Origin of the sequence: Melaminivora sp. (genome assembly GCF_032059615.1) — a bacterium.
Taxonomy (GTDB): domain Bacteria; phylum Pseudomonadota; class Gammaproteobacteria; order Burkholderiales; family Burkholderiaceae_C; genus Melaminivora.
In genome coordinates, this window is record NZ_DAMCAM010000071.1 from 1 (window position 1) to 13,521 (window position 13,521).

Genomic DNA, 13,521 nt, shown 5'->3' on the forward strand with positions numbered 1-13,521 from the left:
TGTTCATGAGCGGAATGGTGCCGCCCTGGCCGATGAAGCCGCAGGGCGCGCCGAAATGCGCCCGGCTGGCGGCGTCGAGCGCCTGCCCGAACCAGGGCGTGATGTCCGGCGCGTCCCAGCCGCTGGCCGCGCCGCCGCTCTCGAACGTCACCCGGGCCTGGTAGGGCGCGTTGTCCTCCAGCAGCGCCTTCATCTCCTGCACGCAGGCGGCGGCATCCACCAGAGGGGGCAGGCGCAGGCTGAGCTTGAACGCGGTGTAGGGCCTCAGCACGTTGCCCGCGTCCTTGAGCTGCGGAAAACCCTCGGCGCCGGTCACCGACAGCGTCGGCTCCCAGGTGCGCTTCAAGAGCGCCTGCACCGGGTCGTCGGTGGTCGGCAGGGCGAACAGGGTCGAGCCGCCACAGTCCGCATGCGCCCAGGGAAAGCGCTTGTAGACCTCCTCGCCCAGGATGGCCGCCGTGGCGCGCGCCTGGCGCAGGCGCTCGGGCGGCACCTCGCAGTGGAAGCTCGCCGGCAGCAGGCGCCCGGTGCCTGAATCCTCCAGGCGGTCGAGCACCTGGCGCATGATGCGAAACGACGAGGGCACCACGCCCGAGGCATCGCCCGAATGCACGCCTTCGGTGAGGATGTCCACGCGCAGGGTGCCGCTGGCCATGCCGCGCAGGCTGGTGGTGAGCCACAGCTGGTCGTAGTTGCCGGCGCCCGAGTCCAGGCAGATGACCAAGGCGACGTCGCCCAGGCGCTCCTTGAGTGCGTCGATGTAGGCCGGCAGGTCGCCCGAGCCGCTTTCCTCGCAGGTCTCGATCAGGCCGACGATGCGCGGGTGCGGCACACCCTGGCGCTTGAGTTCCTGCACCGCGGCGATGCTGGCATAGGCCGCGTAGCCGTCATCGGCACCGCCGCGGCCGTAGAGCTTGCCGTCCTCGTACTTGGGGGTCCACGGCCCGAGGTCGGCGCGCCAGCCGTCGAACTCGGGCTGCTTGTCCATGTGGCCATACATCAGCACGGTCTGGCGGCTGGCCGCCCGCGTGGCCGCGACTTCGAAGAAAAGCACCGGCGTGCGCCCGGGCAGGCGCACGATCTCAAGCCGCAGGCCTTCGACCTTCTGCGCCTCGATCCACACCGCGGCATTGCGCAGCACGGTCTCCAGCAGGCCCTGCTCGCGCCAGTCGGGCGCGAAGCCGGGCGACTTGGCGGGGATGCGGATGTAGTCGGTGAGTTCGCGCAGGATGCTCTCGTCCCAGGCGCGCGAGACGCGCTCCAGGGCCTGGACGGGGTCAAGGGCGGCGGCGGGCAGGGGGGCGTTCATGGCAGGCTCCTCAGGAAAGCGGCGGACGAAGGCTCAGCATACGGCGAGGCCGGCGACACCCGGCGCAGCAGGGGCATGGCACACGCAGTTGCGCCCGCCGGCCTTGGCGGCGTAGAGCGCCCGGTCAGCCGCCTGGATCAGCGCTTCGGCGCCGCCAAAACCTTCGGCGCCCGGGTACGCCGCGCATACTCCCAGGCTCACGGTCAGGGCGATGGCCCCGTCCGGGTGCGGGCAGGGCGTGGCCTGCACCGCCCGGCGCAGCGCCTCGGCCAGCTCCAGTGCCCCGGCCAGGCTCGTCCCGGGCAGCAGCACCATGAACTCCTCGCCGCCATAGCGGCCGACGAAGTCCTGCCTGCGCACGCGCGTGCGCAGCAGTTCGGCCAGGTGGCGCAGCACCCGGTCGCCCACCGGGTGGCCGTGCGTGTCGTTGATGACCTTGAAATGGTCGATGTCGAGCAAGAGCAGGGCGTAGTCCTGGCGCCGCCGCACGGCCTGCGCCAGATCGCGCTCGAACACCTGCATCAGCGCCCGGCGGTTGGCCAGATCGGTCAGGCCATCGTGGGTGGCCAGATGCTGCTGGCTCGCCTCCAGGCGCTCCTTGGTCATCAGGATGAAGCCCAGTGCCGAGGTGATGACGACGACGAAGGTCAGCACGAAGCTCAGGGACTGTATGGCGCTGGTCTGCAGCATGGCGTCCAGTTCCACCCGGCCGGAGGCGACAAGCCAGCCGCGCAGTGAAAAGAACACGATCTGCACGAACAACCCTGTTGTCAGGAGCATCGCCCCGCGCGTGGGCACCTGCGCCCCCCGGCGCCACAACCCCCACAGCGCCATCGTGACCTGCACCGGCAGCATGATGCCGATCAACCCGACCCGCATCCGAAAGTCGTCCAGATAGACGACGAACAGCACAGCCACCGCCGCCACGGGCAGCACCATGCGCCACCAGGGCATGGGCCGGCCGTGAAACTGCTCGATCGCCGCCAGCGTCGTGGCAAAAGTGCACGACAACAGCACATTGGCCAGCACCACGCTGCCCCAGGGCGAGATCTGGTCGCGCAGCGCATACAGCGTGTAGCAGACCCCGTGCAGCACCAGCGCCAGGCCCCACAGCCCCAGGCCCTCGCGCCGTTCGCCGGGCACCGTTGCCAGCGCCAGGGCCATGGCAAAGGAGGCCGCCGCAGTCATGACCAGCATGGTTGCGACATCCAGGGCAAGGGTCATGGTGGTGCGTGGGCTGCAAAGACGGCCGTACAGCATAACGGCTTCGACTGCTCCTGCCGCGCGGCGCAGGGACGGTCGTGCCCTTGATCGCAGCCTCGGCGTGAATACTGAAAAATCAGCCTTCAGTCCTTGACGCGTCTGGACTTTCAGCTATTTAAAATGTAGCGAAAACACTCCCGCGGCAAGAGTGGCTCGCAGAGGGCATGCGGCCTGCCGGACTGGATGAGGCGCTTCAGGCCGGCTCCAGTGCCAGCTGCGATGCGGCGGCTCCCAGCCGCGGGTCGCCCTGGCCCTGCGCACCCACCAAGGCAGCGCGTCCGGGCGCTGGCGCGTCCTTCCCCTGTCCCAGGCGAAACACCTGCACTGCGTCGGCCAGGCGCGCCGCCTGCTCGCGCAGGCTCATCGCCGCGGCGGCCGACTCCTCCACCAGGGCGGCGTTCTGCTGCGTCATCTGGTCGAGTTGGCCGACCGCCTGGTTGACCTGGCCGATGCCGCCGGCCTGCTCGGCCGCCGCGGCGGTGATCTCGCCGATGATGTCGCCCACGCGCTGCACGCTGCCCACGATCTCGTCCATGGTGCTGCCGGCGTTGCGCACCAGCCGCGTGCCCGAGGAGACCCGCTCCACCGAGGCCTGGATGAGCTGGCGGATCTCGCGCGCCGCCTCGCCCGAGCGGCCCGCCAGCGCCCGCACCTCGCCGGCGACGACGGCAAAGCCCCGGCCCTGCTCGCCGGCGCGCGCCGCCTCCACGGCCGCGTTCAGCGCCAGGATGTTGGTCTGGAAGGCGATCGAATCGATGACCTGGATGATGTCGGCGATGCGCCGGGCACTGTCGTCGATCTCGCTCATGGTCGTCACCACCTCGCCCACGGCCTGGCCGCCGCGCGCGGCCACCTCGGCAGCCGAGGCGGCGAGCTGGTTGGCCTGGCTGGCCGCGTCGGCCGACTGGCGCACGCTGGCGGTGAGCTGCTCCATGCTCTGCGCCGTCTGGGCCAGGCTGCCGGCGGTGGCCTCGGTGCGCGCCGACAGGTCCTGGTTGCCGCTGGCAATCTCGGCGCTGGCGGTGTCCATGCTGTCGGCCGCCTGGCGCACCTGCTGCAGCACCTGCACATAGCGCTGGCGCATGGCCTCCACCTCGTGCACCAGGGTGCCGATCTCGTCGCGCCGCGTGCTGGTGAAGCTTTGTGTCAGGTCGCCCTGGGCCACCAGGGTGACGGCCTGGGTGAGTTCGGTCAGCGGCCGGGCGACGCCGCGGCGCAGCATGAGGAACAGGCCCAGGGCCAGGAGCGCCAGCGTCAGCGCCATCAGCGCCCACATGGCCATGTTGAGCCAGCGCTGGCCGGCCATGGCCTCGGCCTCGGGCACCTCGGCCACCACCCACCAGCCGGCGTGGGTCTTGCGCATCAGCGCCCAGGCGTCCTCGGTGGCGGGGCCCAGCAGCGCGGCGGCATGGCGCACGTACCCGTCGGGCGCCTCGGCCAGCGCCTGCAGGAAGGGGCCGGCCTGCGGCGCCACCTCCAGCACCTTGCGCCCGCGCGCGGTGGGGTGGTAAATGAAGCGCGCCTGCCCGGGCGTGGCGCCCGCGGCGACCACATAGACCCCGCCGTGCTCGAAGAAATGCGTGTTCTCGACCTGCCTTTGCACCATGGCCTGGAACAGGCTCACGTCGTTGCCGATGAACAGCAGCGCCACCACCTGCCCGGCAGGATTCCTGACGGGCAGATAGTGGCCCATGTAGGGCTTGCCCTGCACGTTGACCAGGCCCGTGTAGGGCTCGCCCTTGGCGAGAGCAGCATGGGCCGCCGGGTCGGCGCGCGACAGCGGCACGTCCAGCACGCGCTGGCCCTCAGCGTTCTTGACCGAGGTGGTGACGGCGATGAAATCGTCGCCCTTGCGGGCGTACACCGCGGCGACACCCTCGGTTTCCTGGGCGAACTTGTCCACCGAGCCATAGTCGCCATTGACCAGCCCGCCGTAGCTGCGCAGCTCGTCCGTGGACTCGTCCAGGTGCATCTGCGCCTCGAAGTAGCGCTGGAAGCCTTTCATGGCGCCGCGCACCATCTCGCGGCTGGCGTTGTCGGCGGCGTCCAGCGACTGGGCCACGGCCTCGGCGGTGGTGCCGACGCTGTGCACCAGCTGCGTGCGCGCGCTGCGCTCGGTCAGCACCGCGAGAGCGATGCCGACCAGCACCAGCACGCCCGCCACCAGGGCCAGCGCCATCAGGGTGACCCGGCGGGCGACGGAACGGTTGCGGTGGTGGATGGGGGCTGCGGCGGCCATGACGGGCGATCTCCTGGACAAAATGGGCATGCGAAAGGCCCGCCAGGCGGGCCAGTGGATGAATCTACGGCAGCGCGCCGTAACATTCATTCACGCATTCCCTTACGCAATGCTGCGTACCGGAAAAGGGTGGAAGGCGCGCCGCCGCCGGCCCGGCAGGCGTCAGTCGCGCTCGAAGTGAAACACCGCCGTGCCCGCGCGGGCGTTGGGCAGCCAGCGCACTTCGCGCCCGTCCTGCAGGCCAAAGGCGTCGAGCACGCGCAGGCGGTTGCGGTGCGCCAGCACCTCGAAGTCCTTGAAGGTGCCCACACGGATGTTGGGCGTGTCATACCACTGGTAGGGCAGGCGCCGCGTGACCGGCATGCGCCCGCGCAGCACCGCCAGGCGGTTGGGCCAGTGCGCGAAGTTGGGAAACGCGACGACGCCGCTCCTGCCCACGCGCGCGGTCTCGCGCAGCATGACCTCGGCGTTGCGCAAGTGCTGCAGCGTGTCGATCTGCAGCACCACGTCGAAGCTGTTGTCGGCGAACATCGCCAGCCCCTCGTCCAGGTTGAGCTGGATGACGTCGACGCCGCGGCGCACGCAGGCGAGGACGTTCTCGTCAGCCAGCTCGATGCCGTAGCCCGAGCAGCCGCGCTCGCGCTGCAGCAGGTCCAGCAGAGCGCCGTCGCCGCAGCCCAGGTCCAGTACCCGGCTGCCCTCGGGCACCAGGCGGGCGATGGCATGCATGGTGGCGTGGTCGCTCATGGCTGCAGCTCCCGGGAGATGTTGTCGAAATAGGCTCGCACCACGGCCATGTAGCGCGCGTCGTCGAGCAGGAAGGCGTCGTGCCCGTGCGGCGCGTCGATCTCGGCGTAAGCGACCTGGCGGCGGTTCTCCAGCAACGCCTGCACGATCTCGCGGCTGCGTGCCGGCGCGAAGCGCCAGTCGGTGGAAAAGCTCACCAGCAGAAACCGCGCCTGCGCCGCGGCCAGCGCCCGCGCCAGGCTCCCGCCATGGGCGCGCGCGGGGTCGAAGTAGTCGAGCGCGCGGGTGATGAGCAGGTAGGTGTTGGCGTCGAAATAGTCGCTGAACTTGTCGCCCTGGTAGCGCAGGTAGCTCTCGATCTGGAACTCCACGTCCTGCGTGCTGTACTGGTAGCCGCCGCCGCTCACGGCGTTCCTCAGCTCGCGGCCGAATTTCTCGTTCATCACGTCGTCCGACAGGTACGTGATGTGGCCGATCATGCGCGCGATGCGCAGACCACGCTTCGGCACCACGCCATGGCGGTAGAAGTGCCCGCCGTGGAAGTCCGGGTCGGTGACGATGGCGCGGCGCGCCACCTCATTGAAGGCAATGTTCTCGGCCGTCAGGTTGGGGGCGCTGGCCACCACCACGGCGTGGCGCATGCGCTCGGGGTATTGCAGCGTCCACGACAGCGCCTGCATGCCGCCCAGGCTGCCGCCCATGACGGCGGCCAGCTGCCGGATGCCGAGGCGGTCCAGCAGCCGCGCCTGGGCATCGACCCAGTCCTCGACGGTGACGACGGGGAAATCCGCGCCGTAGATCTCGCCGGTGTCGGGATGGGCGTGCATGGGGCCGGTGGAGCCGAAGCACGAACCCAGGTTGTTGATGCCGATGACGAAGAAACGGTTGGTGTCCACGCTCTTGCCCGGGCCGATCATGTTGTCCCACCAGCCCTCGCTCCTGGGCTGACCAGCGTAGCTGCCGGCCACGTGGTGCGAGGCGTTGAGCGCGTGGCACACCAGCACGGCGTTGTCGCGCGCGGCGTTGAGCTCGCCGTAGGTCTCGAAGCTCAAGTGGTAGTCGCGGATCGAGGCACCCGACGCCAGGGCCAGGGCCTCCTCGAAATGCATGGTCTGCGGTGTGGCGATGAACGACATGGCAAACAAAAAAACCCGGCTCGCGCTAAGAACGGGCCGGGTCGGATTGCATGCGTGCGATCTCGGTCACGTCTTTAGCAGGATTTGTAAAGCGCCCGCAATCGGTGCAAATCGGCGCGTGTCGGGCGATTATGCCAAAGCCCGCGGTGAGTGCACCGGGGCGCCCGCACAGGGCCCGCCTGCCCGAAAAGCGCCCTTCCCGGATACCGGACTTGACAAATGCTGCAAATCGACCACACCTTGGATGAAAAACCGTTGCCCCCCAGGCCGCTTTCCCCCCCATAATGCCGCAGCGTGGGTGGAACACCTGCGCTGAGGTTGCGGTGATCCTGTCAGTTTTCGCGCATAGGGCGTCTTTGTGATTCACTGGCTGCGGGTTCGGGACTCCGTTGCTAAGTCCAATTGTTTTTGAGGAGTCCCTTCAATGGGCAACAAACTGTACGTCGGCAATCTGCCCTATTCGGTGCGCGATCAGGACCTGGAGCAGGCCTTCGGTCAATTTGGCGCGGTCACCAGCGCCAAAGTAATGATGGAGCGCGACACGGGTCGCTCCAAGGGTTTCGGCTTTGTCGAAATGGCCAGCGATGCCGAGGCCCAGGAAGCCATCAACGGCATGAACGGCCAGTCGCTGGGCGGCCGCAGCATCGTCGTCAACGAAGCCCGTCCCATGGAGCCCCGCCCGCCTCGTAGCGGTGGCGGCTTTGGCGGCGGCGGCGGTGGCTTCGGTGGTGGCGGCGGCTACGGCGGCGGCGGTGGCCGCAGCGGCGGTGGCGGCTACGGCGGCGGCGCCGGTGGTGGCGGCCGCAGCGAAGGCGGCTTTCGCAGCCCCTACGGCGCGGGCCCCCGCGGCGGCAGCGGCGGTGGCAACCGTGGCGGCTACGGCGGTGGCAACGGCGGCGGTTACTGATCGCTCCCGGTCGCACTGCGGCTGACACCCCTTGCGGGGCCCCTTCCGGGGCCTCGCGAATCCAGGCCCCTTCGGGGGTTTTTTCTTTGCCCGCTCGCCTCAAGAAGCGCGCTCACGGCCTTTTCATGGAGGCCGTCCACCGCCCTGGCGATGCTTGCGCGGGCGTCCGGCCAGCAGGCGGTCGAACAGGGCATCGGGCAGCGCGCGCAGCAGGCACGAGACCACGCCCATCTGCCAGGGAATGGTGCGGTAGCTGGCGCCACGGGCTATCGCCCGGCGCGCACGCGCCGCGAACTGGTCGGCACTCAGCAGGAACGGCATGGCGTAGCGGTTCTGGCGCGTGAGCGGCGTGTCCACGTAGCCGGGGCTGAGCGTGACCACGCGCACGCCGCTGCCGCGCAGCTCGCCGCGCAGGCTTTCGCAATAGCTGATGACCGCGGCCTTGCTCGCGCAGTAGGCGCCGTGCCCGGGCAGACCGCGGATGCCGGCCACGCTGGCGATGCCCACCAGCCGGCCTCTGCCGCGCTCGCGCATGGGCGCGATGAAGGCATGAAAGGTGGCGGCGACGCCCACGGTGTTGACGGCGTGGATGCGCGCCAGCAGATCGATGTCGGCACGCTCGGCCGTGTCCACGCCGACGCTCAGGCCGGCGTTGGCGATGACCACGTCGGGCACGCCCTGGCCCGCCAGGCAGGCATGCGCCGCGGCGATGACGCTGTCCGGCTCGGCCACGTCGCAACTATATATTTCATAGCTATCGGGCCTTACCCCGCAAGCATCGAGCCAGGATTTCATCACCTCGACGCGGCGGGCCGCGAGCGCCACGCGCCAGCCTGTCCGCAGGTAGCTGGCGGCCAGCGCCTGGCCGATGCCGCTGGAGGCGCCGGTGATGAAGACCAGGGGGGCCAAGGGCGCCATGGCCAGTCAGCGCCGCGCCGCTGGTGGCATGAGCGTGCCGCGCACCCGGCCGTCGAGCTGCAACACCTGCGCCAGGTGGTCGTACTCCAGCCGGTCGGCGGTGAAGGTGTCGGCGCCGCGCCTGAGCTGCACCGGCTGGTCCGAGCGCACGCGCTCCTCGTGCACCCAGGCGTGCAGGAACTCGCCGGCGAACTCCAGGCGAGGGGTCGCCGGCGCTCCCGCGCGCGCCGGCGTCTCGCGCACCACGCGGGCATTGCCGAACAGCTGCACCTCGGAGCCATCGGCATTGCTCAGGGCGCGCCGGGCGCTGGCGGTGGTCACGCTGCCGTCCTCGGCCAGGGAGCGCATGCGCGCCTCGTCCACTTCCAGGGTGTCGGTGTCGGGGTAGTGCTGCGCCAGTGTGCCGCGCAGCTCGCCCGTGGTGCGGCCGGCGGCGTCGAAGGTCTGCACGGAAAAGTCGCGCATGTAGTAGTCGGGCTCGTGGCGCAGCGGCTGCTCGGGCGCGGCCTGCACCGGGCGCGGCGCGTTGCGCACCAGCCACCAGGTGCCCAGGGCCAGCAGGCCCATGAGCAGCACCGGCAGGTACAGCGTCAGCCGCTCCCAGCCCTGGCGCAGGCGGCCGCCCTTCATGCCGCCCTCATGCCGACCAGGCGGCCAGCAGGCTGGCGTAGCGGCCGCTGGCCACCAGCAGCAGGTCGCAGAATTCGCGCGCCGCGCCGGCGCCGGCCGGGGCCTGCGCGATGTGGTGGGCCACGGCCCGCACCTCGGCGTGCGCCTCGCGCGGCGCGCAGGCCAGCGCCGCGCGGCGCAGCACGGGCAGGTCGGGCCAGTCGTCGCCCATGGCGGCGGCCTCGGGCCAGGACAGCCCCAGCTCGGCCAGGATGGCCTCGGCCGCGGGACGCTTGTCCTCGGTGCCGAAACGCGCGTGCACCACGCCCAGCGCCGCCAGGCGCAGGCGCAGCGCGGGCGAATCGCGCCCGGTGACCACGGCCGGCGTGATGCCGGCCTGCTGCAGCAGCTTCAGGCCATGGCCATCGAGGGTGTGGAAGCGCTTGAGAGTCTCGCCCTCGGCGGAAAAGTACAGGCTGCCATCGGTCAGCACGCCATCGACGTCGAAGAACGCCACGCGCACGTCCTGCGCGCGCAGCAGCAGCTCGGGCGCGAACGAAAGCGCCGGCTCCAGGGGGCCCAGGGCGGCGCCGGCAGGTTGCGGGGCATGCATCAGATCACCTTGGCCCGCATCAGGTCGCCGATGTGCACGATGCCCACCAGCGCCCCGGACCCGTCGGTCACCAGCACGCTGGTGATGGCGTGGCGCTCCATGGCCTGGGCGGCGTCGGCGGCCAGGGCGTCGGCGGAGATGGTGCGCGGCCCGGGCGTCATCAGCGCGCGCGCGTCGAGGCCGCGCAGGTCGGCGCCGGCCTCGATGCGCCGGCGCAGGTCGCCGTCGGTGAAGATGCCCAGCGGCCGGCCGGCGGCGTCCACGACGGCTGCCGCGCCCAGGCCCTTGGCGCTCATCTCGCGCATCAGCGCGCTGAAGCCGGCCTCGGGGACCACGCGCGGCACGTCGGCGCCGGCGCGCATCACGTCGCGCACCAGCGTGAGCAGGCGCCGGCCCAGGGCCCCGCCCGGGTGCGAGCGGGCGAAGTCCTCGGGGCGAAAGCCGCGTGCGTCCAGCAGCGCCACGGCCAGCGCATCGCCCATGGCCAGCTGCGCCGTGGTGCTGGCCGTGGGCGCCAGATTGAGCGGACAGGCCTCGCGCGGCACGCTGCAGTCGAGCACCACGTCGGCGTGGCGCGCCAGGCTCGAACCCGGCCTGCCGGTCAGCGCCACCAGCGCCACGCCCTGGCGCTTGAGCACGGGCAGCAGGACGTTCAACTCGCTGCTCTCGCCGCTGTTGGACAGGGCCAGCACCAGGTCACCGGCGGTCACCATGCCCAGGTCGCCGTGGCTGGCCTCGGCGGGGTGCACGAAAAAGGCCGGCGTGCCGGTGGAGGCCAGCGTGGCGGCGATCTTGCGCCCCACGTGGCCGCTCTTGCCCATGCCCATGACGATGACGCGCCCGGGCGTGGCCAGCATGCGGCGCACGGCTTCGACGAAGGGCGCATCCAGGCGCTCGGCCAGACCCTGCAGGGCCTGCGCCTCGATGGCCAGGGTTTCGCGCGCCAGGGCCAGGACCCGCCCGTCGGCGGCTGCGGGCAGGCCCGCGGAAGGAGAAGACATGGCGGAAATTCTATCGGCGCCATCCCTTACGATGACTTTCATGTCCTCACTGGCCCTGACCCTGCTGTACCTGCTCGCCGCCGTGCTGGGTGTGGTGGCCTGCCGCAGCCTGCGCCTGCCACCCATGATGGGCTACCTGGCCGCGGGCATCCTGATCGGCCCACACGCGCTGGCGCTGACGCGCAACTCCGAGGGCGTGCGCCACCTGGGCGAGTTTGGCGTGGTGTTCCTGATGTTCACCATCGGGCTGGAGTTCAACCTGCCCAAGCTGCGCGCCATGCGCCGCCACGTCTTCGGCCTGGGGCTGGCGCAGGTGGCAAGCTCCATGCTGGTGTTCATGGCGCTGCTGCTGGCGCTGTCGCACTGGCTGGGCGGCGTCTGGCAGATGGGTTGGCAGTCGGCGCTGGCGCTGTCGGGCACGCTGGCCATGAGCAGCACGGCCATCGTCGCGCGCCTGCTGTCCGAGCGCGGCGAGCTCGAGAGCGAGCACGGCCGGCGCGTGCTGGGCATCCTGCTGTTCCAGGACCTGGCGGTGGTGCCGCTGCTGGTGCTGATCCCGGCGCTGGGCTCCTCGCCCGACCGGCTGCTGCTGGCGCTGGCGCTGGCGCTGCTCAAGGCCGCGCTGCTGGTGGGCGTGCTGCTGGTGGGCGGGCAGGGCGTCATGCGCTGGTGGCTGACGCTGGTGGCACGCAGGAAGAGCGACGAGCTGTTCATGCTCAACCTGCTGCTGGTCACCCTGGGCCTGGCCTGGCTGACCGATCTGGCCGGCCTGTCGCTGGCGCTGGGCGCCTTCATCGCCGGGGTGCTGGTCTCCGAGACCCAGTACCGCCACCAGGTGGGCATCGACATCCGCCCCTTCCACGACGTGCTGCTGGGCCTGTTCTTCATGACCGTGGGGATGATGCTGGACTGGCACATTCTGCTGGAGCACTGGGCGCTGGTGCTGTTCCTGCTGGTCGGGCCGCTGGCGATCAAGACCGGCCTGATCGTGGCCCTGGCGCGCCTGCAGGGGGCCACGGCCGGGGTGTCGCTGCGCACCGCGCTGTTCGTCGCGCAGGCGGGCGAGTTCGGCTTCGTGCTGCTGTCGCTCATGCAGACACACGCCCTCGTCGAGCCGGCGCTGCTCAACCCGGTGCTCGCGGCCATGGTGCTGTCCATGCTGGCCACGCCCTTCCTGGTGCAGCACAGCAACTTCATCATCATGAAGCTGGTGGCCAGCGACTGGATGCAGCAGTCGCTGCAGGTGACCACCATCGCGCGCCAGGCCATCAACACCAGCGGCCACGTGCTGATCTGCGGCTACGGGCGCAGCGGCCAGAACCTGGCGCGCATGCTCGAGCACGAGGGCATCGGCTACATGGCGCTGGACCTGGACCCCGACCGCGTGCGCCAGGCGGCCGCGGCCGGCAACTCGGTGGTCTTTGGCGACGCCACGCGGCTGCAGGCGCTGATGGCCGCCGGCCTGGCGCGCGCCGCCGCGGTGGTCATCACCCACCGCGACACGGCGGCCGCGCTCAAGGTGCTGGCCAACGCGCGCACGCATGCGCCGCAGGTCCCGGTGGTGGTGCGCACGCACGACGACACGCACCTGGACGCGCTGCGCGGCGCCGGCGCCACCGAAGTCGTGCCCGAGGCCATCGAAGGCTCGCTGATGCTGGCCGGCCACGCCCTGGCCCTGGTGGGCGTGCCTATGCGCCGGGTGATCCGCCTGGTGCGCGACCAGCGCGACGCGCGCTACCGGCTGCTGCGCGGTTACTTCCACGGCGCCGACGACGACACGGTCGCCGAGCGCGACCAGGAGCGCCTGGCCACCGTCACCCTGCCCCCGGGCGCCGCCACCATCGGCCAGGCGCCGGGGCAGCTGGCGCTGCGCGCCCTGGGCGCGCACCTGGTGGGCGTGCGCAGCGCCGACGGCCACAGCCGCCCGGCCGACGGCAGCGCGCCCCTGGCCGAAGGCGACACCCTGGTCCTGTCAGGCCACCCGACGGCCCTGGCGCTGGCCGAGGAGCAGCTGCTGCGCGGCTGATGCGTGGGTACACTCGCGCGCTGCCTGCGGACCGCCCTGCCCGCCCCTTCCCGTCTTTCTGGAACCCCGCCATGCCCGACCTGCGCGTCAACGACTACCTGCGCCAGCACATCCGCACCGTGCCCGACTGGCCGGCCCCGGGCGTGCAGTTTCGCGACATCACGCCGCTTTTGCAGAACCCCAAAGTCTTTCGCGTGCTGATCGACGCCTTCGTGCAGCGCTACATGGAGCGCGACCTGCGCCCGGACGTGGTCGCGGGGCTGGACGCGCGCGGTTTCATCATCGGCGCCGTGGTGGCCTACGAGCTGGGCGTGGGGTTCGTGCCGATCCGCAAGAAGGGCAAGCTGCCCTTCACCACGGTCGAGGAGACCTACGAGCTCGAGTACGGCAGCGCCACCGTGGAGCTGCACTCGGATGCGGTGCAGCCGGGCGACCGGGTGTTGCTGGTGGATGACCTGATCGCCACGGGGGGGACCATGATGGCGGGCAAGAAGCTGCTGGAGAAGCTGGGGGCGCGGGTGATGGAGGGGGCGGCCATCGTGGACTTGCCGGAGCTCAAGGGGTCGGAGCGGTTGAGGGAGAGTGGGTTGACGCTTTATACGCTGGTGGATTTTGCGGGGGGTTGAAATTTTTTTGTAGCTGCATTTCGTTGGCTGGTGCGGGGTTTGGGCTGGTTTTGTTGTTAGGTTTTTTTGGGCGTGGGGGCCGGGACTCGCCCCGGCGGGCGACCTACTTTTCTTGCCCGCGCAAGAA

Annotated in this window: 12 protein-coding genes; 3 read left to right on the forward strand and 9 right to left on the reverse strand. The window is 70.6% G+C overall.

Features of this window, described 5'->3' with window-relative positions:
• From RT051_RS12900 to RT051_RS12920, 5 genes are all read right to left on the reverse strand, one after another.
• A partial coding sequence (locus RT051_RS12900; protein WP_313077301.1) for a M20/M25/M40 family metallo-hydrolase occupies positions 1 to 1,309 on the reverse strand: 1,309 nt, incomplete at its 3' end.
• 33 nt (positions 1,310 to 1,342) lie between these two features.
• Positions 1,343 to 2,533, reverse strand: a complete 1,191-nt coding sequence (locus RT051_RS12905) for a GGDEF domain-containing protein (protein WP_313077302.1) — start codon at positions 2,531 to 2,533, stop codon at positions 1,343 to 1,345.
• A 232-nt stretch (positions 2,534 to 2,765) separates the two neighbouring features.
• Entirely contained in the window at positions 2,766 to 4,811 is a 2,046-nt protein-coding gene (locus tag RT051_RS12910) for a methyl-accepting chemotaxis protein (RefSeq protein WP_313077303.1), read from the reverse strand.
• 162 nt (positions 4,812 to 4,973) lie between these two features.
• Positions 4,974 to 5,558 (reverse strand): methionine biosynthesis protein MetW, encoded by a 585-nt coding sequence (metW, locus tag RT051_RS12915; protein WP_313077304.1) that lies wholly within the window; start codon positions 5,556 to 5,558, stop codon positions 4,974 to 4,976.
• Entirely contained in the window at positions 5,555 to 6,694 is a 1,140-nt protein-coding gene (locus RT051_RS12920) for a homoserine O-acetyltransferase (RefSeq protein WP_313077306.1), read from the reverse strand. The genes metW and RT051_RS12920 overlap by 4 nt, the downstream gene beginning before the upstream one ends.
• 424 nt (positions 6,695 to 7,118) lie before the next feature.
• On the opposite strand from RT051_RS12920, the gene RT051_RS12925 reads away from it, so the two are divergent.
• Positions 7,119 to 7,601 (forward strand): RNA-binding protein, encoded by a 483-nt coding sequence (locus RT051_RS12925; RefSeq protein ID WP_313077308.1) that lies wholly within the window; start codon positions 7,119 to 7,121, stop codon positions 7,599 to 7,601.
• Between the two features lie 123 nt (positions 7,602 to 7,724).
• Here RT051_RS12925 and RT051_RS12930 read toward each other — a convergent pair whose 3' ends face one another.
• Genes RT051_RS12930 through RT051_RS12945 form a run of 4 tightly spaced genes read right to left on the reverse strand, consistent with a single transcriptional unit; the run spans position 7,725 to position 10,742 of the window.
• Positions 7,725 to 8,519, reverse strand: a complete 795-nt coding sequence (locus RT051_RS12930; protein WP_313077309.1) for an SDR family oxidoreductase — start codon at positions 8,517 to 8,519, stop codon at positions 7,725 to 7,727.
• A 6-nt stretch (positions 8,520 to 8,525) separates the two neighbouring features.
• Positions 8,526 to 9,149, reverse strand: coding sequence for an LPS export ABC transporter periplasmic protein LptC (gene lptC / locus RT051_RS12935; protein ID WP_313077310.1), 624 nt, complete (start codon positions 9,147 to 9,149; stop codon positions 8,526 to 8,528).
• A gap of 7 nt (positions 9,150 to 9,156) precedes the next feature.
• Positions 9,157 to 9,741 carry an HAD hydrolase family protein gene (locus tag RT051_RS12940; protein WP_313077311.1) on the reverse strand — a complete coding sequence of 195 codons (585 nt, stop codon included), beginning with the start codon at positions 9,739 to 9,741 and terminating at the stop codon, positions 9,157 to 9,159.
• A complete protein-coding gene (locus RT051_RS12945; protein ID WP_313077312.1) occupies positions 9,741 to 10,742 on the reverse strand; it encodes a KpsF/GutQ family sugar-phosphate isomerase in 1,002 nt (333 codons plus the stop codon). Before RT051_RS12945 ends, RT051_RS12940 begins: the two co-directional genes overlap by 1 nt.
• A gap of 40 nt (positions 10,743 to 10,782) precedes the next feature.
• Here RT051_RS12945 and RT051_RS12950 point away from each other — a divergent pair, with 40 nt between their 5' ends.
• Positions 10,783 to 12,768, forward strand: coding sequence for a cation:proton antiporter (locus RT051_RS12950; RefSeq protein ID WP_313077313.1), 1,986 nt, complete (start codon positions 10,783 to 10,785; stop codon positions 12,766 to 12,768).
• Positions 12,769 to 12,839: 71 nt separating this feature from the next.
• Positions 12,840 to 13,394 (forward strand): adenine phosphoribosyltransferase, encoded by a 555-nt coding sequence (locus RT051_RS12955; protein ID WP_313077314.1) that lies wholly within the window; start codon positions 12,840 to 12,842, stop codon positions 13,392 to 13,394.
• Positions 13,395 to 13,521 lie beyond the last annotated feature (127 nt).

What these genes read in the sequence shown, in the direction of transcription:
- RT051_RS12930 (WP_313077309.1), bottom strand. Translation starts at nt 8,519, where the DNA reads ATGGCGCCCTTGGCCCCCCTGGTCTTCATCACCGGCGCCTCCAGCGGC.
- RT051_RS12910 (WP_313077303.1), bottom strand. Translation starts at nt 4,811, where the DNA reads ATGGCCGCCGCAGCCCCCATCCACCACCGCAACCGTTCCGTCGCCCGC.
- RT051_RS12905 (WP_313077302.1), bottom strand. Translation starts at nt 2,533, where the DNA reads ATGACCCTTGCCCTGGATGTCGCAACCATGCTGGTCATGACTGCGGCG.
- RT051_RS12925 (WP_313077308.1), top strand. Translation starts at nt 7,119, where the DNA reads ATGGGCAACAAACTGTACGTCGGCAATCTGCCCTATTCGGTGCGCGAT.
- lptC (WP_313077310.1), bottom strand. Translation starts at nt 9,149, where the DNA reads ATGAAGGGCGGCCGCCTGCGCCAGGGCTGGGAGCGGCTGACGCTGTAC.
- metW (WP_313077304.1), bottom strand. Translation starts at nt 5,558, where the DNA reads ATGAGCGACCACGCCACCATGCATGCCATCGCCCGCCTGGTGCCCGAG.
- RT051_RS12920 (WP_313077306.1), bottom strand. Translation starts at nt 6,694, where the DNA reads ATGTCGTTCATCGCCACACCGCAGACCATGCATTTCGAGGAGGCCCTG.
- RT051_RS12940 (WP_313077311.1), bottom strand. Translation starts at nt 9,741, where the DNA reads ATGCATGCCCCGCAACCTGCCGGCGCCGCCCTGGGCCCCCTGGAGCCG.
- RT051_RS12955 (WP_313077314.1), top strand. Translation starts at nt 12,840, where the DNA reads ATGCCCGACCTGCGCGTCAACGACTACCTGCGCCAGCACATCCGCACC.
- RT051_RS12945 (WP_313077312.1), bottom strand. Translation starts at nt 10,742, where the DNA reads ATGTCTTCTCCTTCCGCGGGCCTGCCCGCAGCCGCCGACGGGCGGGTC.
- RT051_RS12950 (WP_313077313.1), top strand. Translation starts at nt 10,783, where the DNA reads ATGTCCTCACTGGCCCTGACCCTGCTGTACCTGCTCGCCGCCGTGCTG.